Annotated in this window: 24 protein-coding genes; 10 read left to right on the top strand and 14 right to left on the bottom strand. The window is 59.7% G+C overall.

The window, feature by feature from the left end; genetic code table 11:
* Positions 1-13: 13 nt before the first annotated feature.
* Entirely contained in the window at positions 14-1,375 is a 1,362-nt protein-coding gene (locus OCT39_RS01720) for an aspartate aminotransferase family protein (RefSeq protein WP_263585983.1), read from the bottom strand.
* A 299-nt stretch (positions 1,376-1,674) separates the two neighbouring features.
* Here OCT39_RS01720 and OCT39_RS01715 point away from each other — a divergent pair, with 299 nt between their 5' ends.
* The 5 genes from OCT39_RS01715 to OCT39_RS01695 are packed head-to-tail and all read left to right on the top strand — an operon-like array spanning position 1,675 to position 6,971.
* The gene (locus OCT39_RS01715) at positions 1,675-1,929 is read left to right on the top strand and encodes a hypothetical protein (RefSeq protein ID WP_263585982.1); all 255 of its coding nucleotides are present in this window, start codon (positions 1,675-1,677) and stop codon (positions 1,927-1,929) included.
* Positions 1,926-3,452 carry a sodium:solute symporter family protein gene (locus tag OCT39_RS01710; RefSeq protein ID WP_263585981.1) on the top strand — a complete coding sequence of 509 codons (1,527 nt, stop codon included), beginning with the start codon at positions 1,926-1,928 and terminating at the stop codon, positions 3,450-3,452. Before OCT39_RS01715 ends, OCT39_RS01710 begins: the two co-directional genes overlap by 4 nt.
* On the top strand, positions 3,449-4,300 hold the full coding sequence (locus OCT39_RS01705; protein ID WP_263585980.1) for a FadR/GntR family transcriptional regulator: 852 nt from the start codon (positions 3,449-3,451) through the stop codon (positions 4,298-4,300). The genes OCT39_RS01710 and OCT39_RS01705 overlap by 4 nt, the downstream gene beginning before the upstream one ends.
* Positions 4,297-5,562, top strand: a complete 1,266-nt coding sequence (locus tag OCT39_RS01700; RefSeq protein WP_263585979.1) for a Zn-dependent hydrolase — start codon at positions 4,297-4,299, stop codon at positions 5,560-5,562. Before OCT39_RS01705 ends, OCT39_RS01700 begins: the two co-directional genes overlap by 4 nt.
* Positions 5,562-6,971: an amidase gene (locus tag OCT39_RS01695; protein ID WP_263585978.1), complete on the top strand. Its 1,410-nt coding sequence runs from the start codon at positions 5,562-5,564 to the stop codon at positions 6,969-6,971. Before OCT39_RS01700 ends, OCT39_RS01695 begins: the two co-directional genes overlap by 1 nt.
* Positions 6,972-7,297: 326 nt before the next feature.
* On the opposite strand, the gene OCT39_RS01690 is transcribed toward OCT39_RS01695, so the two are convergent.
* The 5 genes from OCT39_RS01690 to OCT39_RS01670 all read right to left on the bottom strand — a co-directional run bounded on the left by OCT39_RS01690 (position 7,298) and on the right by OCT39_RS01670 (position 10,785).
* Positions 7,298-7,630 carry a hypothetical protein gene (locus OCT39_RS01690; protein WP_318152972.1) on the bottom strand — a complete coding sequence of 111 codons (333 nt, stop codon included), beginning with the start codon at positions 7,628-7,630 and terminating at the stop codon, positions 7,298-7,300.
* 169 nt (positions 7,631-7,799) lie between these two features.
* The gene (locus tag OCT39_RS01685) at positions 7,800-8,051 is read right to left on the bottom strand and encodes a hypothetical protein (protein ID WP_263585977.1); all 252 of its coding nucleotides are present in this window, start codon (positions 8,049-8,051) and stop codon (positions 7,800-7,802) included.
* 340 nt (positions 8,052-8,391) lie between these two features.
* Positions 8,392-9,123 (bottom strand): nucleotide-binding protein, encoded by a 732-nt coding sequence (locus OCT39_RS01680; protein WP_263585976.1) that lies wholly within the window; start codon positions 9,121-9,123, stop codon positions 8,392-8,394.
* A 98-nt stretch (positions 9,124-9,221) separates the two neighbouring features.
* Complete coding sequence (locus OCT39_RS01675; protein ID WP_263585975.1) at positions 9,222-10,190, bottom strand: SIR2 family protein; 969 nt, start codon at positions 10,188-10,190, stop codon at positions 9,222-9,224.
* Between the two features lie 292 nt (positions 10,191-10,482).
* Positions 10,483-10,785: an antibiotic biosynthesis monooxygenase family protein gene (locus OCT39_RS01670; RefSeq protein WP_263585974.1), complete on the bottom strand. Its 303-nt coding sequence runs from the start codon at positions 10,783-10,785 to the stop codon at positions 10,483-10,485.
* 78 nt (positions 10,786-10,863) lie between these two features.
* On the opposite strand from OCT39_RS01670, the gene OCT39_RS01665 reads away from it, so the two are divergent.
* The 4 genes from OCT39_RS01665 (at position 10,864) to OCT39_RS01650 (ending at position 14,684) form a co-directional block, all read left to right on the top strand.
* Positions 10,864-12,471 carry a cryptochrome/deoxyribodipyrimidine photo-lyase family protein gene (locus OCT39_RS01665; protein ID WP_263585973.1) on the top strand — a complete coding sequence of 536 codons (1,608 nt, stop codon included), beginning with the start codon at positions 10,864-10,866 and terminating at the stop codon, positions 12,469-12,471.
* 75 nt (positions 12,472-12,546) lie between these two features.
* Positions 12,547-12,993: an Rrf2 family transcriptional regulator gene (locus tag OCT39_RS01660; RefSeq protein ID WP_263585972.1), complete on the top strand. Its 447-nt coding sequence runs from the start codon at positions 12,547-12,549 to the stop codon at positions 12,991-12,993.
* Positions 12,994-13,116: 123 nt separating this feature from the next.
* Complete coding sequence (locus OCT39_RS01655; RefSeq protein ID WP_263585971.1) at positions 13,117-14,289, top strand: globin domain-containing protein; 1,173 nt, start codon at positions 13,117-13,119, stop codon at positions 14,287-14,289.
* Positions 14,290-14,330: 41 nt separating this feature from the next.
* Entirely contained in the window at positions 14,331-14,684 is a 354-nt protein-coding gene (locus OCT39_RS01650) for a DUF488 domain-containing protein (protein ID WP_263585970.1), read from the top strand.
* Positions 14,685-14,691: 7 nt separating this feature from the next.
* Here OCT39_RS01650 and OCT39_RS01645 read toward each other — a convergent pair whose 3' ends face one another.
* The 5 genes from OCT39_RS01645 to OCT39_RS01625 all read right to left on the bottom strand — a co-directional run bounded on the left by OCT39_RS01645 (position 14,692) and on the right by OCT39_RS01625 (position 20,784).
* Positions 14,692-15,012 carry a carboxymuconolactone decarboxylase family protein gene (locus tag OCT39_RS01645; protein ID WP_263585969.1) on the bottom strand — a complete coding sequence of 107 codons (321 nt, stop codon included), beginning with the start codon at positions 15,010-15,012 and terminating at the stop codon, positions 14,692-14,694.
* Between the two features lie 85 nt (positions 15,013-15,097).
* Positions 15,098-16,987, bottom strand: a complete 1,890-nt coding sequence (locus tag OCT39_RS01640) for a diguanylate cyclase (RefSeq protein ID WP_263585968.1) — start codon at positions 16,985-16,987, stop codon at positions 15,098-15,100.
* A gap of 76 nt (positions 16,988-17,063) precedes the next feature.
* On the bottom strand, positions 17,064-18,326 hold the full coding sequence (locus tag OCT39_RS01635; protein WP_263585967.1) for a cation:proton antiporter: 1,263 nt from the start codon (positions 18,324-18,326) through the stop codon (positions 17,064-17,066).
* A gap of 185 nt (positions 18,327-18,511) precedes the next feature.
* Positions 18,512-19,399: a carbon-nitrogen hydrolase family protein gene (locus OCT39_RS01630; RefSeq protein WP_263585966.1), complete on the bottom strand. Its 888-nt coding sequence runs from the start codon at positions 19,397-19,399 to the stop codon at positions 18,512-18,514.
* An 11-nt stretch (positions 19,400-19,410) separates the two neighbouring features.
* Positions 19,411-20,784: an APC family permease gene (locus OCT39_RS01625; protein WP_263585965.1), complete on the bottom strand. Its 1,374-nt coding sequence runs from the start codon at positions 20,782-20,784 to the stop codon at positions 19,411-19,413.
* A 267-nt stretch (positions 20,785-21,051) separates the two neighbouring features.
* Between OCT39_RS01625 and OCT39_RS01620 the strand changes: the two genes are divergently transcribed.
* Positions 21,052-21,876, top strand: a complete 825-nt coding sequence (locus OCT39_RS01620; RefSeq protein ID WP_263585964.1) for a helix-turn-helix transcriptional regulator — start codon at positions 21,052-21,054, stop codon at positions 21,874-21,876.
* A gap of 67 nt (positions 21,877-21,943) precedes the next feature.
* On the opposite strand, the gene gabT is transcribed toward OCT39_RS01620, so the two are convergent.
* Genes gabT through OCT39_RS01605 form a run of 3 tightly spaced genes read right to left on the bottom strand, consistent with a single transcriptional unit; the run spans position 21,944 to position 26,119 of the window.
* Positions 21,944-23,215 (bottom strand): 4-aminobutyrate--2-oxoglutarate transaminase, encoded by a 1,272-nt coding sequence (gene gabT, locus OCT39_RS01615; protein WP_263585963.1) that lies wholly within the window; start codon positions 23,213-23,215, stop codon positions 21,944-21,946.
* Between the two features lie 11 nt (positions 23,216-23,226).
* Complete coding sequence (locus OCT39_RS01610; RefSeq protein WP_263585962.1) at positions 23,227-24,678, bottom strand: NAD-dependent succinate-semialdehyde dehydrogenase; 1,452 nt, start codon at positions 24,676-24,678, stop codon at positions 23,227-23,229.
* Between the two features lie 25 nt (positions 24,679-24,703).
* The gene (locus tag OCT39_RS01605; protein ID WP_263585961.1) at positions 24,704-26,119 is read right to left on the bottom strand and encodes an APC family permease; all 1,416 of its coding nucleotides are present in this window, start codon (positions 26,117-26,119) and stop codon (positions 24,704-24,706) included.
* Between the last annotated feature and the right edge of the window lie 145 nt (positions 26,120-26,264).

Below are 26,264 nucleotides of genomic sequence, written 5' to 3'. Positions count from 1 at the left end.
GTTCTCCAATTGGTTAAGCCAGAGCGTCCAGGGTGGTGGCGACGGCGTCAAAGAGCCGCTCGAGTTCGGCCTCGGTGGTGCCGAAAGGCGGACCGAACTGCAGCGTGTCGCCGCCAAAGCGTACGTAGAAGCCCGCCTCCCACAGCGCCAGGTGGGCGTCGCGCGGGCGAATGGTCGGGTCGCCCGCGCGTGGGGCGAGCTGAATGGCCCCGGCGAGCCCGTAGTTGCGAATATCCACCACATGAGGCCGGCCCTTCAGCGCGTGCAGTTTTTCCTCGAAGGCAGCGGCGATTCCGCGCACCTGAGCGGGGAAGTCCTCGCGCTCGAGCATTTCGAGCGAGGCCAGCCCCGCCGCGCAGGCTACCGGGTGGGCACTGTAGGTGTAGCCGTGAGGGAACTCGATGGCATGAGCCGGGCCACCGCCGTGCATGAAGGTATCGAAGATCTCGCTGCTTGCGATCACCGCCCCCATGGGCACCGCGCCGTTGGTCACCTGCTTGGCCACGTTCATGATGTCCGGCGTGACGCCAAACGCCTCGGCGCCGGTACGCGCGCCGCTGCGCCCGAAGGCGGTGATTACTTCATCGAAGATCAAGAGGATATCGTGCTCGGTGCAAATCTGGCGGAGCCGGTCCAGGTACCCTTTTGGCGGCACGATGACGCCGGCGGAGCCGGACATCGGCTCGACGATTACCGCAGCAATGTTCGAAGCGTCGTGCAGGGCGATCTGGTCGAGCAGCGCGTCGGCAAGCTCAGCGCCGGTCTCCGCCTGGCCGCGAGTAAACGCGTGCCCTGCCTGCAGCGTGTGCGGCAAATGGGTCACGTCCATCAACTGCCCGTAGTGCTTACGGTTACCGCCGATGCCGCCCAGGCTCGTGCCGCCGATATTGACGCCGTGATACCCCTTGGCGCGGCCGATCAGGCGCGTCTTCTCGGGCCTGCCTTTCAAGCGCCAGTAGGCCTTGGCCATCTTGATCGAGGTGTCCGCCGCGTCCGACCCGGAGTTGGTGAAAAACACATGATCGAGCCCCTGGGGCGTGAGGCTTGCGATCTTCTCGGCGAGTTCGAAGGCCAGGGGGTGGCCGATCTGAAAGCCCGGCGCGAAATCGAGCGTGCCGAGCTGTTTTGAAACCGCCTTCTGGATCTCCTCGCGGTTGTGCCCGGCGCCGCAGGTCCAGAGCCCGGAGAGCGAATCGAAAAGCTTGCGGCCCTGGTCGTCGATGTAATAGCGCCCCTCGGCCCCGGTGATGACCCGCGGGTTCGCGCGAAAATCGCGGTTGCCGCTGTAGGGCATCCAGTAGTGGTGGTTGAGCTTGGCGCTCGGGCTCTCAGCCTCCGCGCTCAGCGGCGAAGCGCCGGTCGAAAGATCCGTCATGATTCAGGCTCCAAAGTGTTGGATACCCAATCAGAATGCGCTGCCCGCTACGTCAATAAAACACCATTTTTCTTTAGTTCACGTTAGTTAATTTATACGTAAATAGGGGTTCTTTAATCCTGGACGGCCTTGACCCTGGCCCTTAAACGCCCTAAAGATAATATTTATACGAATAAATATAAAAATTGTGACACGCCCTTCAGCAAGTTCGTGGTGATAACTTCCTCGAAGTTTCAACACCTGCTTGTGGATTAAAAAAGCTCGCACTTTCAAACATAAATCAACGAGCCGAGTGACTTATGAAAAACCTACCCCGCCCCAAGTTGGTGCTCTACGCCGGTATAATCATCAGCTTCGTCATGCTGGAAAGTCCCCTCATTTTACTGGCAAACCAAATCGAACCCTTAATTATGGGGGTCCCCTTTCTGCTCGCATGGAATCTCTTTTGGTGGTTCGTGCTGACCGCCCTGTTTTTGGCGGCTTACTTCACTAACTGGGGAAGTGCATCTGCGCCACTTAACCAGCCAAAAGAGCCAGCGGGAGAGAAATCATGAGCGGCAGCCTATTGATCATCGCCGCGTTCATGATCATCCCCTTGATCGTGGGCGTCGTATCGGCACGGCAGTCCCAGGCCACCAGCGAGGACTTCTTCGTGCAAGGACGCGCGATGGGCAGCATCGCGGTCTTCTTCACCGTGGCGGCCACCTGGTGGAGCGCGTTTGCGTTTCTCGGCTCCAACGCCACTTTCTACACCAACGGGCCGGTCTTTCTGACCGCGCTTGCCTGGAATCTCTTGTTCGGGTTCATGTACTACTGGATCGGCAAGCGGGTCTGGTTTCTGGGTAAACGCTTTGACTATCTGACCCCGTCGGATCTGATGGGCGACTTCTACAACAGCGAAGCGCTTCGCCTCACCGTGGCGGCTATTACGCTGATCTTCACTGTGCCCTATCTGCAAATTCAGTTGACCGGTGGTGCTTACCTCATCGAAGTGGCCTCCAATGGGCTGATTCCTTTCTGGCTTGCGGCGCTGCTGTTCTATTTCATTATTATTATCTACGTGTGGATTGGCGGTATTCGTGCCATCGCCTGGACCGATGTCATTTACGGTGCCCTGCTCTTCTTCGGCATGATGTACGCGGGTTACTACATCTCGACCCAGGTAGGCGGCCCGGTCGCACTGTTCAGCCAGCTGCAGCAAAGCTCACCAGAGCACCTGACTCTGCCGGGGCCCAACGGCACCATGGGCTACCCGATGTGGTTCTCACTTTTCGTGGTCACCGCCATCGGTGCCTTCATGGGCCCGCAGATCTGGCTGCGCATGTATTCGGTCAAGCACGGCAAGCTCTTCAACCTGATGCCATTTCTGCTGGGACTGGCCGCATTCGCCTACGTGGGCTCGGTACTGTCGGGTTATTCCGGCGTGTTGCTGGAGCCGGGTGTGGATAACCCGGACCAGATTCTGCCCATCATGCTGATGGAGTACGCGCCTTACCTGCTCGCCTCGCTGATCATGGCCGCCGGCGCCTCGGCGGCGATGTCGACCGCCAATTCGCAGATCCACGCGGTCTCGACCATCGTTACCATGGATATCTACAAGCGCTACGTGAACCGCGACGCGAGCCAAGCGCGCATCGTAACCATCGGGCGCTACTCGCTGGTCGGGTTTTCATTGGCGGCCTACATCATGGCGCTGGCGGTGCCCGGCGTGCTGGTGACCATCGGCATTGCGGCCCTGGCCGGCACCGCCCAGCTCATCGTCCCCACCGTCGGCGCGATCACTTGGAAAAGGGCTCACCCCACCGCTGCGCTGGTCGGCCTGCTCGGCGGCGTGGCCTGCGTGCTGCTGATGACTTTCGGGCCGCTGGCCGCGCCCTTTGGCTTTCACGCTGGCGTCTGGGGGCTTTTGCTCAACGTGGCGCTTTTAATGGGCTTGAGCATGGCGCTTGCGCGGCGTGACCGTGACGTGGTGGAGCGCTTCGAGCGTGCCCGCGGCGAGTACGACGCCGAGTACCACCCTGAGCGCGCAACCGACACGCCCGCCGTTGGCGAAACCGCGGGCCACCGAGGCCTATGACTATGGCCAACGGCTTCAAGCCCGGAACGCGGCGGCCCAAGCTTGCCGAGCTGATCAGCGAGGACATCAAGCGCTGGATCGCCGCCGAAGGGCTCGAGGCAGGCGACCGCCTGCCCAACGAGAAGGCCCTGATGGCGCTTTATGAAAGCGCCAAGGGCACGATCCGCGAGGCGCTCAAGATCCTCGAAGTCGAGGGGCTGATCACGCTCAAAACCGGCCCGAAGGGCGGCGCAGTGATCAATCAGCCGGGCATGGAGCCCGCCAGCCGCCTGCTGCGAAGCTTCCTGCACTTTCAGAAGCTGGACGGACGCCAAGTCTATCAACTGCGCAAACTGCTCGAGGTAGAGCTTGCCGCCTCGGTGGTCGGGCGCTTGACGCCTGAAGACTTCGAGCGCCTGGAAGCGAATATGGCCGCCTGCGGCGGCTGCGACCACGAAGAGGACCATCGCCAACAGCGTTTTCTGGAACTGGAGTTTCATCAGATCCTGGCCGACGTGTGCCCCAACCCGCTGCTCGCTTTCATATGTCGGTTTCTCAACGACATGCTGCGCGACCTAGTGGTGATCAAGAAGGCCTATATCCCCGAGCGCACGCAGTTCGACCAGGCCAACCACGACTACCACCGCCGGCTGCTTGAGGCCTACCGCATCGAGGATACGCGACAGGTGCGCCAGCTGATGACCGAGCACATGGCGGACGCCGAACACCACATGAGCGCGCTGGAAGCCGAAATGGCCGAGCAAATGCTCGCCGCCGGCCTGCACATGGACCCGATGCAGCGCTCACGATTGCACGACCTGGCGATAGACCATTCCACCGACTCTCACCCGCGAGGTAGCCAACAATGACAACTCAACAAACCCATGACGCAATGACGACCGACAGCGACCGTCTCTGGAATTCGATGATGGAGATGGCGAAGCTCGGCGCCACGGCCAAGGGCGGCGTCAACCGCCAAGCGCTGACCGATTTGGACCGCCAGGGCCGCGACCTTTTCATCGAGTGGTGCAAAGCGGAAGGCTGCTCGATCCGCATTGACCGGGTCGGCAACATCTTCGCCCGCCGAGAAGGCCGCGACCCTGACGCAAAAACCGTCATGGCCGGTAGCCACCTGGACAGCCAGCCCACCGGCGGCAAGTACGACGGTGCCTTCGGCGTGCTAGCGAGTCTCGAGGTGCTGCGTACGCTCAACCAGCACCACATCCAGACCCAAGCGCCGGTGGAGATCGTCGCCTGGACCAACGAAGAAGGCTGTCGCTTCGCTCCCTGCATGATGGGCTCCGGCGTATTTACCGGCGAGCTCGATTTCGACGAGATGATGGCCCGAGCCGACCACGATGGCGTGACCGCGGGCGAGGCGCTCGACGCCATCGACTACCGCGGCAGCGATGAAGTATCGCCGGACGAAATAGCAGCGTACTTTGAGCCGCACATCGAGCAGGGCCCCATTCTGGAGGAAAACGCCACCACCATCGGTGTGGTGATCGGCGCGCTGGGCCAGAAGTGGTTCGATTTGACGCTGACCGGGCTCGAGGCCCACGCCGGCCCCACGCCCATGCACCTGCGCCGCGACGCCATGATGGGCGCGGCGGAAGTCACCCACGCGCTCAACCGCATCGCCCACAACCATGCGCCCCACGGCCGCGGCACGGTGGGCTACATGGCGCTTCATCCGGGCTCACGCAACGTGATTCCCGGCCAAGTGAAGATGACTCTGGACATGCGCCACTGGGAGCCGGAAGCGCTGGAGGCGATGAGCCGCGAGGTGGCCGGGGCGGTCGAAGAGATCAGCGAGCGCCACGGCCTCGAGTGGAAGCTTACCCCCACCGCCACCTTCGCGCCGGAGTACTTCGATAAAACCTGCGTGGAGCAGGTTCGCAAAGGCGCCGAGGCACTGGGGCTTTCTCACGAAGAGATCATCAGCGGCGCGGGCCACGACGCCATCTTTCTCGGGCGCGTGGTACCGGCGGCGATGATCTTCATTCCTTGCAAGGACGGCATCAGCCACAACGAGGCCGAAAGCGCCACGCCGGAACACGTTCACGCTGGCGCCAACGTACTGCTCCACGCGGTACTGGACGCGGCGGGTACGGTCAAGGGAGACGCTTGATGGCCAGCCCTTCTGCCGATACCTTCGAGACTCTGACCGCCGTCGAAGCGCTTGCACGCTTCGAGCAGGGCTCACTCAGCCCCGAAGCGCTGGTCGAGGATTGTCTGGCACGCATCGAGCGCCACAACCCGCGCGTCAACGCCTTCAGCGTCGTCAACTCGGCGCAAGCACAGGAGCTCGCCCAGGCTTCCCACCGGCGCTGGCAACAGGGCACGCCCTGCGGCCCACTGGATGGCGTACCGGTGACGATCAAGGATTTGACCCTGACCCGCGGGCTTCCCACGCGCATGGGCTCGACCACCACCTCGCCGGATGGCCCTTGGGAGGTGGACGCGCCGATCAGCCGCCACCTGTGTGAGGCCGGCGCGATCATCATCGGCAAGACCACCTCGCCGGAGTTCGGTTGGAAAGGCGTGACCGATAACCCGCTGCACGGCATTACCCGCAACCCCTGGGATACCCGGCTGACGCCCGGCGGCTCCTCCGGCGGCGCGGGGGCCGCGGCGGCGCTGAACCTGGGGCTTCTGCACCAGGGCAGCGATGCCGGCGGCTCGATTCGCATTCCGGCGAGCTTCACCGGCACCTTCGGCATCAAACCGACGTTTGGCTGGGTACCCCAGTGGCCCGCCAGCGCCATGAGCACGCTTTCCCACCTGGGCCCCATGACACGCACCGCCGCCGACGCCGCGCTGATGCTCAGCGTGATGGCAAAGCCCGACGCCCGGGACGGCTACGCGGGCAACCCGCAGGGGCCGGACTGGCTTGCCCCGCCGCCCGCGGACTTGACCGGCTACCGCATCGCCTTCAGCGCGAACCTGGGCTACGTGAACGTGGCGCCGGATATCGCCCGTAAGGTAGAGGAAGCCGTGGCGCACCTGGAAGCGCTGGGCGCCACGGTCGAGCGCATCGACCCGGGCTTTGCCAACCCGCTCGACACCTTCAATACCCTCTGGTTCGCCGGCGCCACCCAAGCGCTGGAGAAGCTGGATGACGAACAGCAGGCAGCGCTGGACCCCGGCTTTCTCGACATCGCCCGGCGCGGCCAGGATGTCTCGCTCTCGGCGTACCTGGCCGCCCGGCGCAAGCGCAGCGAACTGACCGCCCACATGGCCGCGTTTCACGAACGATTCGATCTACTCGTCACGCCCACGATGCCGATTGCGCCGTTCGAGGCGGGCCACAACGTACCGCCGCATGGCCCCTACCAGGACTGGATGGACTGGACGCCCTTCAGCTACCCCTTCAACCTCACTCAGCAGCCCGCTGCTTCACTCCCCTGCGGGCTGGATGACCACGGGCTGCCGGTGGGGCTGCATCTTGTGGCGGGGAAGTATCAGGATTTGAAGGTGTTGCAGGTGGCGCGGGTATTGGAGCGTGTATTGCCGAGTTTGGTGCCGCGCTCAATCTGAACACCAACCATAGTGAACGCTTACAGGGAGGCTGGAGAAGGCGGCGCCAAGATATAACGTGCTACCGAAAGTTTAATAGTGAGAAGGTCACTGAAAGCGCGCCATATTGCCCACGCTCCACCCTGTAATCGAAAAGGTCGATAAAAAACCTGAACTACTCAAGACCGCTACGCTTTGCATTATATAAAAACGGCTTGCCTTCTAAAGAAAAGGCAAGCCGTTTTAACGTGGCGACAGCGGCTGAGCTTTGCGCAGGAATAAATACTCTGGATGAATATTCGCGCTAACCGCTCAAGGCGACGCGATCATCACGCCGCGACGCTGCTTTAATCCAGATCACTCAGCGTGACTACGATATCGCGCTGCGAGACATCCACATCCCAGAAGGTGTAGCTGTCTTTGTCTTCATCCACCAGGCGAATATCGAATAGGGGGCTTTCGTAGTTGGTTAGTGTCACACGCTGGGTCTCACCGTCTCGAAATACATTACTACCCAGCACGTCTTCCTCCCAGGTCTCGGCTTTGGCCGGGCTGACGTACATGTACAAAATGGTGTAGCCGGTATCGTTGGTGATATCGACGTAGTAATCCGACGCGCTTGCCAAGGATGAGCACCCCAGCAGCAGAAGCCCCATGAGCAAGCTTTTAACTAATTTCAAAACCAATTCCTCTTTCTTTCAATGATTCCCACCCAAGCGACCTGCGACTGGATGACTCGCGCCACGAGCAGCCCCATGGCCGGGTTAATATACCGCGCTCGCCGTGTTAGCGGTACGCGATAGCCTATTTGAAGTAGCCATTGAGCCAACAGGTTCAAGGATTGGAGCGTTATTTAAACCACACTTTTCCACCGATAAACTTATACGCTGGCGTGCCGCGCACCAGGGTCTCGCGTGCGAACGCTTTTTCGCATTGAGGGCATACACAAGCCAAATCAGTGAAGTCTTCTACAATACGTTCCTTGAAACATTTCACCAGTGCCCCCTTACCCCCTTTGCGATATTTGAATAGCTGAGCACCGCAGTTCTTACAAAAGATATCGATGGTTTTGGTTGGGCCCTTTTTATTGGGTTTCGCCATTTTTTGTCACTCGTAACTCATATAAAACTTAATCTTTTATCGTGATAATGCCTGCTAATATATTTTAATATTATGGTTGGTGCGAGTTGGCTTCTAAAGTTGGCATGCGGTCTTTTTTTCTCTTTATAGCGCTAGAGAAGCTAATAGATAATGAAACGTTTCATCATCTCACCAAGCTGCGTAGGCAAAAAATCCGACAGCGATTACAGCAACACCTTGCCGAGAGCATGGAAGTCTCGGTTTGGCCCAACGCTTCATTAAACAGATAAAATGATTGACTGTGAGCGCGAAGTGATGGCCAACTCCCTTTATTCCGCTTGAACAACTTATGATAAATCAGTTAGAACGGAAACTGTTGATCATAATGGAATTTAAAAACATTACTGCCAGCAATGTCGATCTTGAAAGAAGAATTACGATTAAAAATTGTGGTTAATAATTTCTTAGTAGAGCCTAATTCAATTTTAAGATAATTATCGATATCAATATACTTTATCGCTTTTCCTTCTTCCGCCTCGGTTATTAACCATGCTTCTAAAAGAGCAATCTTATCATCTTCATCATAATTATCATGATCATTTGCAGGAATTTTTTGACTTTCAGTTCCTTGTTGATTACATAAACCTTGTAATTGCATCGCTTGGCGAATTTCATGGCATGCAGGTCCTAAAGAAGCTGCAATTTCTGATTTATCCCTACTTCCTGAATATTTTGCTGGAGTCACACCCACCAAATCTGTTGGAATACGAAGATCAACGTTATCAGGCATGACTATAAAGCAACGTCTTTTTCCTAATTTCCCTACAAACAAACCTAATTCGAAAATAACATTATCTCTTACAGTGTCACTGATATGACCTCGCATCATGGTTTCATCATCAGGACTAAAAACAAAGATGCCAAAATCAGATGAATTCAAAGCTTCAGAAATAGAGTCTAATGGGGTAATAGATAAAGAAAACACACCCTGACTCCAAACAGTAAGATCAGCATCATGCTGCAAGTTAACTTGCATAGAGTAAGCGACATTTAGCCCTTCAACAGAAGACGCAACGAATACTTTTGGTTTCAAACTCTCACCTCACTTTGATTTAATTTATTAACGCCAGTGGCAATAGGCGAAAACGGAGCACAGCGCAGTTGGTGATCCGTTAATCAGGTGGTTATAATCTAAAGGTCGCGCCATGCTGCGAACTCTAATATGTTCTCGACACGAGTGACGCGAACATCACATTTTGTGAATCGTTCTCTCCAGAACCGCTCTCGACTTACCTGTGTTTCCTGATCCTTCCTTTCAAGGATTTGAATATTTTTTTCTCGAAGACTGGATTCTATGAGCTGGTTTAAATGCTCATCGTATCCTGAATAACCCACGAGAATTGAACGCGTTGACTCTCCAAGGGCCTTTCCTAAGCGCTGCCAATACTCTGAAAGAATATTTGACGAGCTTATGATCAGGGGTTTATGTCTGACGTGAGTGAGAACGATGTGCGAATTTGAAGAGGGTGAAAGATCCGCTCGGGCTCCTCCCATTAACTTTTTATTTCCAATGTACAATGGTGAACCATGGAGATGCATGTACCATGCTTGATGGCTAATTCTATGTCGATCCATGAAGTTAGGATTGAACCCAGCGGCTCTAAACCCATCATTCAGGACATCCCGATAACCGTTTAGGATGCCTTCTTTCACAAACCCGTCGTAAAGAAGGTTGTCATAGTTCAAAACGCCAATATGCGATGCAGTTTCCCTTACAAATTGCGCCAGAGGATCTATAAATTCTCTTGGTAGCTGTTTTCCAGAATCATGGAAATAACATGCAACTTCGTGAATGAATTTTCTAAAAGCTACAGGTAAATCTCTTGAATGGCCATTCAGCCACTGAATTTTATCGGTCTCGAATGAACGTAAGAACCCCGCCGCAACGATGGCAACCTGCAATTTATCAAGCTGTTCCTCGAACTGTGGATATTCTTCAGCATTCAATCCCTCGATGGCTGAAATAACCAAATCCTTCTGGGCCTGGGTAAATCCCTCTCGATTATTCCATACATGCGAAAGCCCTGAGGAAAGCTGGAAATAGCCATTATCAAGAGACCGCCCCAGACCATTCCCGAATATAAATGCACACCTACTCACGGCCACTCCTTTAGTTATAACAGTGGTTATGCAGCCAGCTCAAAACCCATAAGCAATTGATAAATAAAGTACACTCTGATTTTTCAGGCAGCATATCCCTTCTTCGCGAGACCGCTCGTTTTGCCAAATTTCATCATACCCTACCCACAAACTTACCTTCGGTCACGCGTAAATTCGATGACATCCGTCAGTAATAGATCCTAGGCCTGTAATCGTCACCTTTTAGGCAGGCTCAACACAAAACTGCCGCTCGAAAGCGGCAGCATTAAATACGTGGTTTCAAAGGCAAGCCTTAAAGCACCACCTCATACCCTTCAAACTTCGGCGGCCCTAGGTAGATGCCTTCCGGCGACTTGGCATTGGCATGCGCCTTGCGAAACGCCTCAGACTGCGTCCACTCGCGGAAAGCCGCCTCGCTCTCCCAAACGCTGTGCGATATAAACACAGTGTGATCCTCCTGCTTGTCGCCCTGGAGCATCTTGAACTCCTTGAAGCCGGGCACTTCATTAAGGTGCGAGTCGCGGTTGCGCCATACCTCGAGAAAATCCTCTTCCCGGCCCGGGGCGATACGAAAACGGTTCATGGCGATGTACATGGGCTTGCTCCTTGAGGGATTGTGACCAACGCTTGATGGTAACGCTACGACCCGGGCACGGATAGCCCAAGGAGACCCATGGCTACTGCCGGTATTCACGTGGTGTGGTTCAAGCGCGATCTGCGCGTTCACGACCACGCCCCGCTCACTCTCGCCGCCGAGGCGGGTTGGGTGCTGCCGGTCTTCGCCATCGAGCCCGGCCAGTGGCAGGCGCCGGATAGCGCCCTTCGCCACTGGCAGTTCGCCGCCGACTCGCTGGTCGATTTACAGGCAGCGCTGGGCGCGCGCGGGCTGCCGCTGTGTATCTGGGAAGGCGACGTGCTCGCGCTGCTCGCCGCGCTGAAGGCGCACTACGGGGCGCTGACGCTCTACTCCCATGAAGAAACCGGCAATGCCTGGAGCTATGCGCGCGACGTGGCGGTGGGTGAGTGGTGCCGCGCTGAAGGAGTAACATGGCATGAGCACCGCCAAGTGGGCGTGGTGCGCGGGCTGAAAAGCCGTGTCGATCAAAGCGCTTGGGAGGAGCAGTGGGAGGCGCTGATGCAGGCCCCGCCCTTCAAGGCGCCTGCAAGCGCCCGCCCCGCTCCCGGCTGGGAGGTGTTTCATCACCGGCCGGTGGAAGAACTCCCTACGCTCACGCTGGGTGTCGACACCACGCCCTGCCCCGAGCGCCAGCGAGGCGGGCGCCGCGCCGGGCGTGCGCTCTGGTACGATTTCATCACCCGGCGCGGCGAGCGCTACCGGGGCTCGATCTCCAAGCCCTTGCGGGCCGAGGTGCACGGCTCGCGGCTTTCGCCGCATCTGGCCTGGGGCACGCTTTCGATGCGCGAGGTAGTGCGCTCGCTTCGCCACCAGCGCGAAAAGCACGCCGAGAAAACCCGCTGGGCGCATTCGCTGCGAGCGCTCGCCTCGCGGCTGCACTGGCACTGCCACTTCATTCAAAAGCTCGAAAGCGAGCCGAGCATCGAAGATAAAACCCTGCACCCGGCGCTCAAGGGGCTGCGCGAACGCGACCCAGAGCACCCGCAGCTGCTGGCCTGGAAGCGCGGCCAAACCGGCGTGCCGCTGGTGGATGCCTGCATGCGCTGCCTGATTCATACCGGCTGGATCAACTTTCGCATGCGCGCGATGCTGATCTCGTTTGCCACCTTTGGCCTCGGCCTTCACTGGCGGGAGCCCGGGCTTCACCTGGCGCGGCTGTTTACCGATTTCGAGCCCGGCATCCACTACCCGCAGATTCAGATGCAGTCCGGCGCCACCGGCTTTAATACGCTGCGCATCTACAACCCGATCAAGCAGGCCGAGGACAACGACCCGAGCGGCGAATTCGTCGCCCGCTGGGTGCCGGAGTTAACCGTGCTGCCCGTCGAGTGGCGGGCCAAACCCTGGGCGCTGCCGGAAAGCCTGCAAACGCGCTACGCGTTCACGCCCGGCGAGCACTACCCGATTCCGTTTGAGTTCGAGGCTGAGGCGCAGAGGTGGAAAACGCGCATCTTCGAGATGAGCCATACGCCGGAGGCGAAAGCGATCAGCCAAACGCTGATGGCCCGGCTTGCCAGCCACCGCCGCCCCAGCGCCCGGCGCGGGCGCGTCAAACCCGTCGATCATCGCCAGCTGGCGCTGTTCGAGCAGGCGCCCCAACCCGCGAACGCAGACGCCTCACCCAATGATGAAACGCCGCTTTGACCCGACATGCGTAAGTGATTAGGCTACGGCCTCCCCTCTTGATGCCCCGTGTGGGGCGAACGCCAGGCACCCACCATGCAGCTAACCCGCTTCACCGATTACTCGATTCGCGTGTTGATCTATCTGGCCGTCAAAGGTGAGGCGCGCGCGACGATCGGTGAAATCGCCGAGGCCTTCGATATCTCGCGCAATCACTTGATGAAGGTAGTGCACGAACTGGCCCAAAAAGGCTACGTCACCGCGATTCGCGGTAAAAACGGCGGGCTGTTGCTGGCCAAGGATCCTGCCACCATCGGGCTTGGGGCGCTGGTGCGCGATACCGAGCAGGACATGGGCCTGGTCGAGTGCTTTCAACAGGGCAACGGCTGCACGATTACCCCGGCGTGCCGGCTCAGACCCATTCTGGGCGAGGCGCTCGCCGCCTTTCTCGCCGTGCTCGACCGCTACACCCTGGCCGATGTGCTGGACGGCCACGCGGCGGAACTCGCCGGGCTGCTACGCATTCCCGCCACCCACGTTTGAACCCAGCCTTTCGCTAATGCACCGGCTCTTGATCTGGATCAAGCACCGGCGCGCGTCTTGCGTTGAGCTTTGTTGGCACGCCTTATAAGATATATTTTAAATACATCTTATAAGGAGCACCCCATGTTGAGCCACGAGCAGGAAGCGCTGATCGACGCCACCGCCCCCGTCGTTGCCGAGCATCTCAACGCCATCACGAGCCGGTTCTACCCGCTGATGTTCGAGCGCTACCCCGAGGTCAAGGTGCTATTCAACGAGGTGCATCAGCAAAACGGCAGCCAGCCGCGGGCGCTGGCCGGCGCGGTGCTCGCCTACGTTCAGCTTCGAGGCAACCCGGCCAAGGCGCGGGCCGCACTCGATATCGTGGTCAGCAAGCACGTCTCGCTGAACATTTTGCCCGAGCACTACCCGATCGTCGGCGAGTGCCTGATGGCAGCGATCGGCGAAGTGCTGGGAGACGCGCTTACCCCGGAGATCGCCGATGCCTGGGGCGCGCTCTACAATGAGCTGGCCGCCCTTCTGATCGATCTGGAAGATCAGCGCTACCGCGAGTTCGAAAGCCGCCCCGGCGGCTGGCGCGGCGCGCGGCGCTTCAAAATCGCCCGCACCCACCAGGAGAGTTCGGTCATCCGGTCGTTCGTTTTCGAGCCCGAGGATGGCGGCCCCGTGGCAGCCCATGAGCCCGGCCAGTACATTGGTGTGCGCGTGATGATCGACGGCGAGCCGGTTTATCGCCACTACAGTCTGTCCGATTTGCCCAACGGCCGTAGCTACCGGATCTCCATCAAACGTGAGGAGCAGGGCCGCGTCAGCCGTCACTTCCACGATGTGTTAGCGGTGGGCGACACCCTGGAGCTTTTGCCACCGGCCGGCGATCTGACGCTCATCGAAGGAAGCGAGCCGCTGCTGCTGGCCAGCGGCGGCGTGGGCCAGACGCCGCTTCTCCCCATCGCCCGCCAGGCGCTTCTTGATGGCCGCCGGGTGGTGTACCTGCACGCTGCGATCGACCGCGACCACCACGCGTTTGGCGACGATGTCAAAGCGCTTAAGCGCGACTACCCGGAGCAGCTCACGGTGGTCAACGTGCTCGAACGCGGTGAAGGGGTCGAGCACATCGGCCGGATCGATCGTGACCTGCTGGCCCGCTACCTGCCGGGGCCCAGGGCGCGCTGCTACTTCGTCGGCCCGCAGGGCTTCATGGCCGCCGTGGACACCGCGCTGGCGGGGCTGGGCATTGATGATAGCCACCGCCACTTCGAGCACTTCGGCCCGGCCAGACCGCTGGTGGCCGCCTGACGCCAGGCACGCAATCAACCTTTATCTACCAGGGAGGCAACATGGCAAGGATCGCACTCAAACGCGCCTTCGATGCGCCGCAGAAAGAGGATGGCTACCGCGTGCTGGTGGATGGCCTCTGGCCGCGCGGCGTCAAAAAGCAGCACGCCCACATCGACGAATGGCCGAAGGAGATCGCGCCCAGCCGTGAGCTGCGCGAGGCGTTTCACGACGGCTCGCTCGGCTGGGGGGCGTTTCGAACGCGCTACCTCAAGGAGCTGACCGAGCATCGGGAAGCGCTCAGGTCGCTTGCTCAGCGCGCAAAGCGGGAAACGGTGACGCTGGTGTTCGCCTCGAAAGAGACGCGCACCAACAACGCCGTGGTGGTGCGCCAGTACCTGAACATGCTGGGCTAGCGGCGGATCAGTTCGCGTCGGTGATATCGGTGATCCAGGTCAGCGCCGCTACGGCAGCGGGAAAGCCGATGGTCGGCACCGCCAGCATTGCCACCTGCTTGAGTTCCTCGGCGCTGATGCCCTCTTCGAGCCCACGGCGCACGTGGGAGTGCACCGCGCCTTCGGAGCGGTTACCGACGGCCAGCGCCAGCTTGACCAGCCGGCGGCTTCGCGCCTCCATCGGCCCGGCCTCGGCGCACGCCTTACCGAGCGCGGCGTAGGCGCTCCATACGTCGGGGTATTCGTCGGCGACATCGCCGGCACCGGAAGGAAGTTTTCGTGACGTCATGGCGCGCATCCTCATGCAACGAAGTATGCGCTCAGTATAGGCGCCGGCCTTGACGATGCCAGGCCGGCGCCCGCCTCGCCAAGGCTTACTTCGCAGGCAGCATAGGGTTGTCGTCGAAAAGAGTGCTGCTAATGGGCCGCAAGCGCTCTTCTCTCTCCTGGCGTACAGAGAGAACAACGCGATTCCGTCCCTGAAGCTTTGCCTGATAGAGCGACTTGTCGGCCTCTTCGGCAAAGGTGGGCAAAGTGTCATCGAGATGGGCTAACCCCGTGGCCACACCAATGCTGACCGTGAACCAAATCGGCTCTCCGGTCGTTGCTACGATCAACTCCGCGATGGCCGTTCGAATTCGCTCGGCCATCGCCTCGGCCCTTTCGCTTGAGAGGCCATAAAATACAGTGGCGAACTCCTCCCCACCGAGGCGCCCGGCAAACGCATTGTCCCCCTGGCAGTAGTGAACCAGCGTTTTACCCACCAGGGCCAGGCACTCATCGCCGACGTTGTGGCCATGGGTATCGTTGATCGCTTTGAAGTGATCGATATCGATCATCAGAAACGCCAGTGGTACGCTCTTCTCAAGGCTAAGCTCGAGCGCTTCATCGAACTTCTCCTCGAAACCGCGACGATTATTGAGGCCGGTAAGCGGGTCGGTGGTACTCAAATGCAACAGTTCCCGATTGGCCTCCTCCAGCTGACGAGTGCGCAAGGCCACCTTCTTTTCGAGCACCTTCGTGTTTTGCTCTTGCACTACCAGAAGTGCTTTTTGAGCTTCCATTCGAGAGGCTCTTTCACGACTGATACGCTCTGCCAGGGCAATGGATAGCAGCAGAAACTCCAGAATAAAGCCAAGCAGTTGGGCCGCACGTATAGCGAAGTTCATGGATAAAACTCCGCTCATTGCCAGCATTAGAAAGAAGGTGGATGTCACCAGACATAACCACGCAATGAAAAAATAACCGGCAGAAACATTGCCCCGCTGCCATATGATGAACGCAATACCCAACATCACGATACATGTGAGAGCGCCCGCCTCTTCTATAAAGAGCTCATAGGCATACTGCGGGAACAATAGAGATACCAGAACGACGCTCGACCAGTAAAAGATAATCATATTGATGCAGCGCTCAAGCCAGCGCCCTTCGCTTTTGATGTTCAAAAACTGACGTTCAAAAACACAGGCAGATAAAAACGCTAGACCAATCGACAGGAAATCCACGCGCAGATTGAACCACGGCCACTCCGACCACAGAAAATAGGAGCCGTAGCTGTAAATACTCCCTACATAAAGAATGATCGCCGCCAAATAGCAGCAGTAATAAATATAGGAACGATCACGAATGAAAATAAACAGCGACGCGCTGTAGAGCATCATGACCAGCATGGCACCGAAGAAAGCGCCCATACGCAGATAGTCATAAAGCGCTTCACGATGGAACGTTTCACGGTCGACCATTCGCATGGGAAGAATCAGGGGCAGCTGACTCTCCAAGCGCAAATAAACCTCGGCAGGGCCCGAGGGTAGTGTGATGGGCAGAGCCAGCACGGGGCTTGCGATACCTCGCTGGGAATGCTCGATGAAATTGCCGGTGTGAACCGGGGCCGACCATTGGCCGTTTGCACGGTCGAACACTCGCGCTTCGATCAGGTGGTAGCTCCAGTCGACCATGAGCAAACGCTCTAAAGGCTCTGGTGAGCGGTTCTCCACCCGAAAACGCACCCAAGCACCCTCTGACCGATTTCCCAGGTTAAGCGTAGGCTTTTGATTGGATTGCCATCCACCTGCACGAGCGGCATCTTCTGCTTCTAAAAAGCGATGGTCATTGGTACCTGTCAGATACTCAAGCTCATCGGCCAATCTGCCCGTCAGGGCATAAGAATCGAACTCATTGGTGTTTGTCCAAATAGAAAATAAACTGATATATCCAATCAACACGATGGCCAAGGCCACCACAAGACCGGCAAGGAATCGCTGCATTCGCTAGCCTATTTTAACAGAGATTAACCTTTTATCGGCGGCTTCACGCCGGTCTTGAGGGCCCAAGTGTCAGGGGTTACCCGCGGCTGCTCCAGCGAATCACCTTCCCCATTGAAAGCCCCTGGACGACGATCGAGAACACCACCACGCAGTAGGTGAGCGTCAGCACCAGGTTTCTCAGATCGCCCTCGGGCAGCGACAGCGCCATGGCCACCGAAATACCACCACGCAGCCCGCCCCAGGTGAGAATCCGGATCGTCCCGGGTGATTGCTCCCTGACCCGCTTGAGCGTGCCCATGATCAAGGAGACGCAGAAGCCGCGCGCGCCGACCACGACAGGAATCATCAGTGCGCCGGCCAACAGCCAGGCGCGCTCGATGGGCAGAATCAAAAGCTCCAGGCCGATCAAAAAGAACAGCACCACGTTGAGTATCTCGTCGATCAGCTCCCAGAAGGTATCGACGTTTTCACGGGTTTCATCCGACATCGCGAACTGTCGTCCGTGGTTGCCCACGAACAGCCCCGCGATCACCACGGCGATGGGCGCGGACAGGTGCAGGCCGTCTGCCAGGGCGTAAAGCCCCATGGCGAGCGCCAGGGTGATCAGCACCTCGACCTGATAGTTATCGACGCGCTTGAGCATCTGGTGGGTGGTATAGCCCACGGCGCACGCCAAAAGCAGCGCCCCGCCCACCTCCTTGAGCAGTAAAAAGCCGACCGCCGCCGCGTCGATCGGCGAGCCAAGGTGCGAGCCCTGCTGTGCCCCGTCGAGCCCTGCGAGCTGTAACAGCACCATGAACACCACCACGCCCAGGCCGTCGTTGAACAGCGACTCTCCGCTGATCTGGCTTTCGAGCTGCTGCGAGACACCGACGGATTTCATGATCGCGACCACCGCAATGGGGTCGGTCGGTGAGATCAGCGCACCGAACAGAAGCGCGTGCATGAAAGGAATGCCGAGCCCCATCCAGCCGAGTATCCACCAGGCAAGCGTTCCCACGATGAACGTGGACATCAGCGTGCCCACCACGGCGAGTAGCCCGATGGGCAGCCACTCCCGGCGCAAATGGTCGAACTTGACGTGAATGGCGGCGGCGAACAGCAAAAACGCCAGCAGCCCGTGCAGCACTACCTGGTCGAAGTCGATGCGCGCCACCAGAGCGGTGGCTTCATCGCGAAGGCCGTCGTTATAGGGGCTGATCAAAATCAGCGCGAGCGAGCCAAGTAGCGCGACCAGCATGACGCCGATCGTCGTCGGCAGCTTGATATAGCGGTAATTAAAGTAGCTCGATACGGCGGCGAGCGTGATCAGTACGCTCACCAGAGAAAACAGGCTCATCGGGGCTCCCGGGGATTTAAAACGGTGACGATCCCATAAAATGACGCCCGGCCGGGCGTCATTTTCAGGAGAACTAATATAGCCTTAAAAAGCGAGGCCCGCCCCCGTCGCAGGCAAACGCTTGCGGTGGGGGCGGGCTATCGATACCACCACGATGGGCGCAAGCTCACCTTTTAACAAAGGCGTTACGCGCGATGTGCCCACTTGCCAGGGTCCAAACGGCCTTCGTACATGGGTAGTTCAAGCACCGGATCATCGTCTCGAAATTGAGACCACATACGGTTCAAGCCCGCTGTTCCGAAGGTTCGCACGCGTTCGACCTCCTCCAGGTTGAGCACGTCGGTCAGCGTTCCCGCCGTGGCGCCGGGCATGCGTGCTCGAATACGACCTTCCGGGTCCACGACCAGGCTCTGCCCTTCCCCTGAAGGCGTCGCGGCATTGACGCTCACCATGTAGACCTGGTTGAAGATGGCGTTGGCCTGAACGAGGATCTGTTCCTGAGCCCGATCGCAGGTGGTCGTGGCGACCTGGTTGATGATGACGTCGGCCCCCAGCCACGCAAGCTGGCGTACCGTTTCGGGGAACCAGATATCGTAACAGATGGCCAGGCCTACACGGCCGATGCCCGGCACGTCGAACACCTCCACGCGATTTCCGGGCCGGTAGGGTTCAAAGGGGCGCCAGGGAAAGCACTTGCGATAGGCGGCAACGCGTTCGCCGTCGGGCGAGTAGACCGGCGCCGTGTTATAGAGGTACCCGTCGCTGCCGCGCTCACACACCGAACCGGGTAGCAGCCAGATCCCCAGATGGCGCGCGATACGTGACAAGTGCCGGTCGCGGGGGCCGTCGACCGGCTCCGCCGCGGCTTCCAGTTGGCTCTTGCGCTGTTCGGGAGTGCCCGAGGCGCTGCACAGGTGCATCTCAGGATAGACCACCATTCGGGGCTGCTCGAAGTCGGCGCCGAAATCGCTGAGCTGCGCGGCGATTTCGGCTTCGAACGCCTGGAGCTCGGCGTCACTACCGTGCAGGCGAGCGACCTCCTGCATCATTAGTATCGGCAAGTATCGGGCCATGGGGTGCCTCCTTAGCGAGCGTTTGACGTCTCGGTGTGTGACGAGCCATCCGAGTCATCGAAGTCTACCTCGGGAGGCGGCTGTCGAAAGCCTCGGGTCAGATAGATCAATTGAACCAGCCCGATGGCCAGCCAGATGGCGCCCAACACAAAGGCATTGCTGTCCAACTGGCTCATCAGCCATAGGTTGACGCCGGCACCCACCAGAGGGATCAGCATGCCCTTGACGACCCCGTAGCGGTGCCTGGCGTCAGCGTCCCGGTTCACCATGAAGAGCACCGACAGATTGACCATGATAAAGGCGATGAACGCGCCGAAATTGATGAAGGAGGCGGCCGAGAGCACATCGAGGAACAGCGCGACGACACCGATGGCGCCGGTCAGCACGATATTGAATACCGGCGTACGAAAGCGCGCATGAAGCGCACCGAACAGTCGGCGAGGCAAAACGGCGTCGCGGCCCATGGCATAAAGAAGCCGCGAAGCGCTGGCCTGAGCGGCAAGCCCCGAGGTGAACTGGGCCAACACCAGCCCGGCCAGAAACACGGCGCCGAAAAGATCTGCCCCGATCATCGTGGCGATTTCGAAAGCAGCGGAATCGGCATTGATGAACTCACTACCTGGGTGTACGAGCTGGGTGGTATAGCCTACCAGCACGTAGATACCGCCGCCGATCAGCGCCGTCAGCATGATGGCGAGTGGAATGTTGCGCCGGGGCTCGATGGTCTCCTCGGTGAGCGTCGTCACGGCATCGAATCCCAGAAAAGAGTAGGCCGCCACGGCAGCCCCGGCGGCGATCGCCGTAAAGCCGGCGTTATCGCCCAAAAACGGCCCCATGCTGAACAGTGAACTCGCACCGCCGGAGGAGACGACGTGGCGCACCGACAGCAGCACGAAGAAGACGATCACCAATATCTGAAAAACCATCAACAGCGAGTTCACCCGGGACGCCATCTTGATCCCGTAAACGTTCAGGCTCGTGGTGATGCCAATGAAGCCCAGCAAAAATAGCCAGCTGGGGACCTCGGGAAAGCGCGCATTGAGATAGGCCGCACCGATCAGCCAGATCACCATGGGTAAAAAGAAATAATCCAGCAGTACGCTCCAGCCCACCATGAAACCGACGCGGGAATCGATGGCCTTGCGTGTATAGGTATAGGCTGACCCGGCGATCGGATAGGCGCGCGCCATGATGCCGTAACTATAGGCAGTGAACAGCATGGCGATGGTGGTGATCAAATACGCGGTGGGCACTGCCCCTTGACTGGTACTGGCAATGACACCGAACGTACCCAGCACGATCAAGGGTGTCATGTAAGCAAGCCCAAATAGCACTACCGCCTTGAGCGATAACGTTCTTTCCAGCTTGATATTATTATCTATCATGATGTGTCTCCTAAAGGCATCGTCAACCATACCGGCGCGTCTTGCGACCGGTCGTCACGACGTTGTTGCCAGGTCATCCGCTTTGGCTTGCCTGACTTGCTATCATTAGGGGCATGGCACTCAATGGCCGTCTGCCTGGCTCCCCTGCCAGACGAAACGGCCTCGTACCCACCCGATAAAGAAGGTAGGGACAGCGCACCGCTACGTATATAACCCCAGGGGGGTATGAGAACAGAGGTATGAGAACAGAGGCATGGAAAGAGTGATGTGGAGCGAGTGACGCAGAGCAAACGCGATCAGCAGCTGGCCGATACGATCATGGCGCTGTCCGCCCCGGATTTTACGAGCCACTTTTCTGGCTGGGTCAAGCAGCTGGCAGCGTTCGATAATCTGATCATCATCGCCTATCAGGGAGAGCGACGCCCCGACGTGCTGTACCGGGAGTGCGTCGATCCGGTGGTGTATCAACAGATGGATAGCCACTACCTGGAAGGCGCCTACCTGCTGGATCCGTTCTACCGCGAGCACCTCAAAGGCGGCGTACGGGGTATACGCCGCCTGGCCGACGTGGCGCCGGATCGTTTCTGGCGCACGCACTATTACGAGCACTACTACCGCCAAACGACGCTACTCGATGAAATCGCGATTTTCGCGCAGCTTAACGATGACGTGACGCTAAACGCCTGCTTTGGAAAGGATCGCTCGAGCAATCAGCCGTTTAGCCCGTCAGAGCTGACCGCCCTTGGCCGTCACGAACACACCCTGGCCGGGCTTCTCAGCCGCCATTGGCAGCACTATCGACCGGAAAGCGCCCAACAAGCCCCGCCCTTGCCGCTCGAAAAACGCCTGCGAGAAGCGCTTTATCAGCAGCGCGGCATCCAACTGAGCCCTCGGCAAGCGGAAGTGGCGCTTTTCATCCTGCGTGGCCACTCTTCGCTTTCCATCAGCCTGCACCTTAATGTCAGCCTGCAAACGGTCAAGGTGTTTCGCCGTCAGCTCTATGCCAGGTGCCGCATTTCCTCCCAGGCAGAGCTGTTTGCACTGTTAGTGCCGTTCTTCGCTCAGCTGACGTCATCGATTTCGACACCATAAAAAAAGCCCGCCCTCGCCACAGGCGAGTGCCTGTAGCGAGCGCGGGCTTAGTCAAAACGCTCGTGGCTTAGCCGAGCGTCTCCAGCGAGGCCTCGATGATGGAGAGGCCCTCATCCAGCACGTCACTCGATACCGTTAGCGGCACCAGGATGCGGATGCTGTTGCCGTAGAAACCACACGACAACAGGATCAGGCCCTGCTCGCGCGCCTTGGCGCAGAGTACCGCAGTGGCGGCGGGGTCGGGCTTGCCGTTTTCATCGACGAGCTCGAACGCGGCCATCGCGCCAAGCTGGCGGCCGTGGGCCACGTGCTCGAAGCGCGCTTCCCACACCGCAAAGCGCTCGGCGAGCATGCGGCCCATCTGCTCGCTGCGCGCGAGGATGTTCTCTTCTTCGATCGTCTCGATCACCGCCAGCGCCGCCGCGCAGGCCAAGGGGTTCCCGCTGTAGGTACCGCCGAGCGAATTGGGGCCGGAGGCGTCCATGACGGCAGCGGTTCCCACGACCGCGGAGAGCGGCATGCCGTTGGCCAGGCTCTTGGCGGTGGTCAGAAGATCCGCTTCGACACCGCTGTGTTCCAGCGCAAACAGCTTACCGGTACGCGCGAAGCCGGACTGCACTTCGTCGGCGATCAACAAAATGCCGTGCTCGTCGCACAGCGCGCGAAGCGCTTGCAGGTACTCCGGTGAAGCGATGTAGAAGCCGCCTTCGCCCTGGACCGGCTCGATCACGATGGCCGCAGTGCGGTGCGGGGCGATGTCGGTCTTGAACAGCGTGCGAAGGGCCTCCAATGAGGCCTCTTCGCTGATGCCGTGGATCGGGTTCGGGAACGGCGCGCGGAAGACGTCGCCGGGCATCGGGCCGAAGTCGTTCTTGTAGGGCAGCACCTTGCCGGTCATGGCCAGCGTCATCATGGTGCGCCCGTGGAAGGCGCCATCAAACGTGATGATACCGGTGCGGCCAGTGGCGGCGCGGGCGATCTTCACCGCGTTTTCCAGCGCCTCGGCGCCGGTGTTGACCAGCATCGCCTTGCGCTCGGGCCCGCGTACCGGGGTCAGCTCGCAAAGCTTCTGGCAAAGCTGCACGTAGGGCGCGTAGGAGATTACCGCCGCACTGGTGTGCATCACCTTCTTGAGCTGCGCTTCAACGGCGGCCACGATTTTCGGGTGGCGGTGGCCCAGGTTCAACACGCCGATGCCGCCGGCGAAGTCGATCCAGCGCTGGCCGTCAGCGTCCCAGATTTCGGCATTTTCCGCGCGCTCGGCAAACTGGGCGGTCGGGGTCGCGGCGCCCTTGGCGACAAAGCGGTTCTTCAGCTCGTTCAACTCGTGGTTCGTCATTTCAACTCCTCTTATAGACCGCCGACGCAGACGTATTTCAGTTCGGTAAACTCATCGAGCCCGTGGTGCGAGCCTTCACGGCCAAGCCCGGACTCCTTCACGCCGCCAAAGGGCGCAAGCTCGGTGGAGATCAGCCCTTCGTTGACGCCGACCATGCCGTATTCGAGCGCCTCCATGGTGCGCCAGATGCGGCGGTAGTCGGTGGCGTAGAAGTAGGCGGCCAGGCCAAACGGCGTGTCATTGGCCATGGCAATCGCCTCTTCGTCGCGCTCGAAGCGAAACACCGGCGCGACCGGGCCGAAGGTCTCTTCAAAGGCCACGGCCATCTCGGTGGTCACGTCCGCCAGCACCGTGGGCGTGTAGAAACGCTCGCCGGCCTCACTCACGCTTCCGCCACACACCACGCGAGCACCCTTGCCCTGGGCGTCGCTGACGTGGCGCTGCACCTTGTCGACCGCCGCCTGGTTGATCAGCGGGCCGATGATGCTTCCCTCCTCGAGGCCGTCGCCGACCTTCAGCGCCTGAACGCGAGCGGCGAGCTTTTCGACGAAAGCGTCGTACACGCCGTCCTGGACCAGAAAGCGGTTGGTGCAGACACAGGTTTGCCCGGCGTTACGGAATTTCGAGGCGATGGCGCCGTCGACCGCGGCGTCGAGATCCGCGTCATCGAAGACGATGAACGGCGCGTTGCCACCCAGCTCCATGGCGGTCTTTTTGACCGTGCTGGCGCACTGGGCGAGCAGGCGCTTGCCGACCGGCGTGGAGCCGGTAAACGACACCTTGCGCACCCGCGAATCCGTGGTGAGCACCTCGCCCACCTCAGCGGGTTGGCTGGCGGTAACCACGTTGATGGTGCCGGCAGGCAGCCCCGCCTCGCGGCCCAGGTACGCCGCGGCGAGTGCCGTCAGCGGCGTGGCCTCGGCGGGCTTGATCACGACGGTGCAGCCAGCGGCCAGCGCCGGAGCGCACTTGCGGGTGATCATCGCCAGCGGGAAGTTCCAGGGCGTGATGGCGGCCACCACGCCGACCGGCTCGCGCGTGACCAGAATCCGCTTGTCGGCGGCGTGGCCTGGCAGGGTTTCGCCGGCCATGCGCTTGGCTTCTTCAGCAAAGAACTCGATGAACGAGGCACCGTAACCAACCTCGCCTTTCGCTTCGGCCAGCGGCTTGCCCTGCTCAAGGGTCATCAGCCGGGCCAGGTCGTCGGTATGCTCGATGATCAGCTCGAACCAGCGACGCAGGATCTTCGCGCGCTCCTTGACCGGGGTGGCACGCCAGGCGGGGCCGGCCTCATACGCCGCCGCGACGGCCTCTTCGGTGTCGCGACCGCCAAGCTCCGCGACGCGGGCGATGGTCTCACCGGTGGCCGGGTTGTCGACGGCGAAGGTTGACTCACCCTTGCGCCACTGCCCGCCGATGAGCGCCGGGACGCTGTCGTTCAACCATTGATCGATAAAGCTCATGAAGTGCTCCTGAATGAATGAAACGTTACAAGTCGTCCAACATGTGACGGTCGCTGTAGGCGCGCCCATAGGTGCGCAGCGAATAGACGTACAGCGCCAGCCCTAGAACCGACCAGCCGGCAAAAATGATCCACTCGGCGCCGGTGAGCGCGGCGGGGCTGCCCGGCAGGTAAAGAAACGCCATGGCGAGTGACATCAGCACGGCGGCCACGCCGCAGGGCATGCCGAAGCTCACGCGAAACGGGCGCGGCATGTCCGGCTCGCGCACCCGTAGCACGATGAAAGAGATCGCGACGAACAGGTAGGCGATGACGATGCCCAAACCACCGGCATCGACGATCCACACCAGCGCCGGGCGACCGAAAAACGGCGCGATGCAGGAGAGAAAACCCATCAGAAAGACGGCGTTGGTCGGCGTCTTGTAGCGCGGGTGCAGCTTGGCAAAGGTCTGGGGCAGCATGCCGGCGGAGGCCAGGGCGTAGATCGCCCGCGAGCCGCCGATGTAAAAGGCGTTCCAGCTGGTGATGATGCCCGCGATGCCGGCCAGGACCATCAAATTGCTCGCCCAGTCGGCGTCAAACAGCACACCCATGGCTTCCGGCACGGTCAAACTCGCGTTTTCGAGTGCTGCGCTATCGAGCATCAGGCTGGTGCCCAGAATGATCAGCGAGTACCAGGCCACGGCCAGCAGCACGGAAAGCATCAGTACCTTACCGATCGCCTTGTAGGGCAGGTTGATCTCTTCGGCGGCCTGGGGGATGACGTCGAAGCCGACGAAGAGAAACGGCACCATGACCAGCACGGCCATGATACCCGCGGCCATACCTGCCTCGCCGGAAGCGAACAGCGGCGTCATATTGGCGGTGTTGCCTTCGAAAAGCGCGCCGGTGATGAACATCACACCCACCACCAGAATCAATCCGGTGACGACTTTCTGCAAAAGCGCAGCGGTGGTCACGCCGAAGTAGTTGACCATCATCATGATGAGCGAGCCGCCCACGCCGACCGCCACCCAGGTCGCCTTCACTTCCCAACCGGCAATGGTCCACAGATGCCCCACGGCGTAGTTGGGCGCGATGTATTCGACCACCGTCGGCAGCGCCACGGCCTCGAACGCCACCACGCTCAAATAGCCCAGAATGATCGCCCAGGTACACAGAAACGAGGCGCCGTGGCCCAGTGCCCGGTAGCTGTAAACGTGTTCGCCGCCGACTTTCGGCATCGCCGAGGCGAGCTCGGCGTAGGTCAGGCCCACCAGCAGAATCGCGATGCCGCCCACGATGAAGGCCAGAATGGCGCCGAGACTACCGGCGGATTGAATGGCGGTGCCGGTCAGTACGATCCAGCCCCACCCGATCATGGCCCCGAAGGCCAGTGCCAGCACGTCCCCGCGTGCCAACACGCGAACAAGCTTTGCCTGTTCAGGAGTTGATGTCGTCATGATGGTATCTTCCCAGGAGTGATTGGTTGTTGTGTGAGCGTGGCGCATTGTTATGACAGGGCGCCCCCGCCCATTCGGCGAGGGAGCGCTCTTTAGTACACGCTAGCAGGCAAAACCACCCAAGCGAATGGACCATTGCACGGTT

The sequence above is a fragment of the Halomonas sp. GD1P12 genome (genome assembly GCF_025725645.1).
Lineage (GTDB): Bacteria > Pseudomonadota > Gammaproteobacteria > Pseudomonadales > Halomonadaceae > Vreelandella.
This window is presented reverse-complemented; position numbering and strand designations above follow the sequence as displayed.

Coding starts and splice junctions, on each gene's coding strand:
- OCT39_RS01610 (WP_263585962.1), bottom strand. CDS start 24,678: ATGAGCTTTATCGATCAATGGTTGAACGACAGCGTCCCGGCGCTCATC.
- OCT39_RS01685 (WP_263585977.1), bottom strand. CDS start 8,051: ATGGCGAAACCCAATAAAAAGGGCCCAACCAAAACCATCGATATCTTT.
- OCT39_RS01695 (WP_263585978.1), top strand. CDS start 5,562: ATGGCCAGCCCTTCTGCCGATACCTTCGAGACTCTGACCGCCGTCGAA.
- OCT39_RS01720 (WP_263585983.1), bottom strand. CDS start 1,375: ATGACGGATCTTTCGACCGGCGCTTCGCCGCTGAGCGCGGAGGCTGAG.
- OCT39_RS01650 (WP_263585970.1), top strand. CDS start 14,331: ATGGCAAGGATCGCACTCAAACGCGCCTTCGATGCGCCGCAGAAAGAG.
- OCT39_RS01635 (WP_263585967.1), bottom strand. CDS start 18,326: ATGAGCCTGTTTTCTCTGGTGAGCGTACTGATCACGCTCGCCGCCGTA.
- OCT39_RS01605 (WP_263585961.1), bottom strand. CDS start 26,119: ATGACGACATCAACTCCTGAACAGGCAAAGCTTGTTCGCGTGTTGGCA.
- OCT39_RS01655 (WP_263585971.1), top strand. CDS start 13,117: ATGTTGAGCCACGAGCAGGAAGCGCTGATCGACGCCACCGCCCCCGTC.
- OCT39_RS01625 (WP_263585965.1), bottom strand. CDS start 20,784: ATGATAGATAATAATATCAAGCTGGAAAGAACGTTATCGCTCAAGGCG.
- OCT39_RS01640 (WP_263585968.1), bottom strand. CDS start 16,987: ATGCAGCGATTCCTTGCCGGTCTTGTGGTGGCCTTGGCCATCGTGTTG.
- OCT39_RS01700 (WP_263585979.1), top strand. CDS start 4,297: ATGACAACTCAACAAACCCATGACGCAATGACGACCGACAGCGACCGT.
- OCT39_RS01660 (WP_263585972.1), top strand. CDS start 12,547: ATGCAGCTAACCCGCTTCACCGATTACTCGATTCGCGTGTTGATCTAT.
- OCT39_RS01710 (WP_263585981.1), top strand. CDS start 1,926: ATGAGCGGCAGCCTATTGATCATCGCCGCGTTCATGATCATCCCCTTG.
- OCT39_RS01670 (WP_263585974.1), bottom strand. CDS start 10,785: ATGTACATCGCCATGAACCGTTTTCGTATCGCCCCGGGCCGGGAAGAG.
- OCT39_RS01665 (WP_263585973.1), top strand. CDS start 10,864: ATGGCTACTGCCGGTATTCACGTGGTGTGGTTCAAGCGCGATCTGCGC.
- gabT (WP_263585963.1), bottom strand. CDS start 23,215: ATGACGAACCACGAGTTGAACGAGCTGAAGAACCGCTTTGTCGCCAAG.
- OCT39_RS01630 (WP_263585966.1), bottom strand. CDS start 19,399: ATGGCCCGATACTTGCCGATACTAATGATGCAGGAGGTCGCTCGCCTG.
- OCT39_RS01645 (WP_263585969.1), bottom strand. CDS start 15,012: ATGACGTCACGAAAACTTCCTTCCGGTGCCGGCGATGTCGCCGACGAA.
- OCT39_RS01705 (WP_263585980.1), top strand. CDS start 3,449: ATGACTATGGCCAACGGCTTCAAGCCCGGAACGCGGCGGCCCAAGCTT.
- OCT39_RS01715 (WP_263585982.1), top strand. CDS start 1,675: ATGAAAAACCTACCCCGCCCCAAGTTGGTGCTCTACGCCGGTATAATC.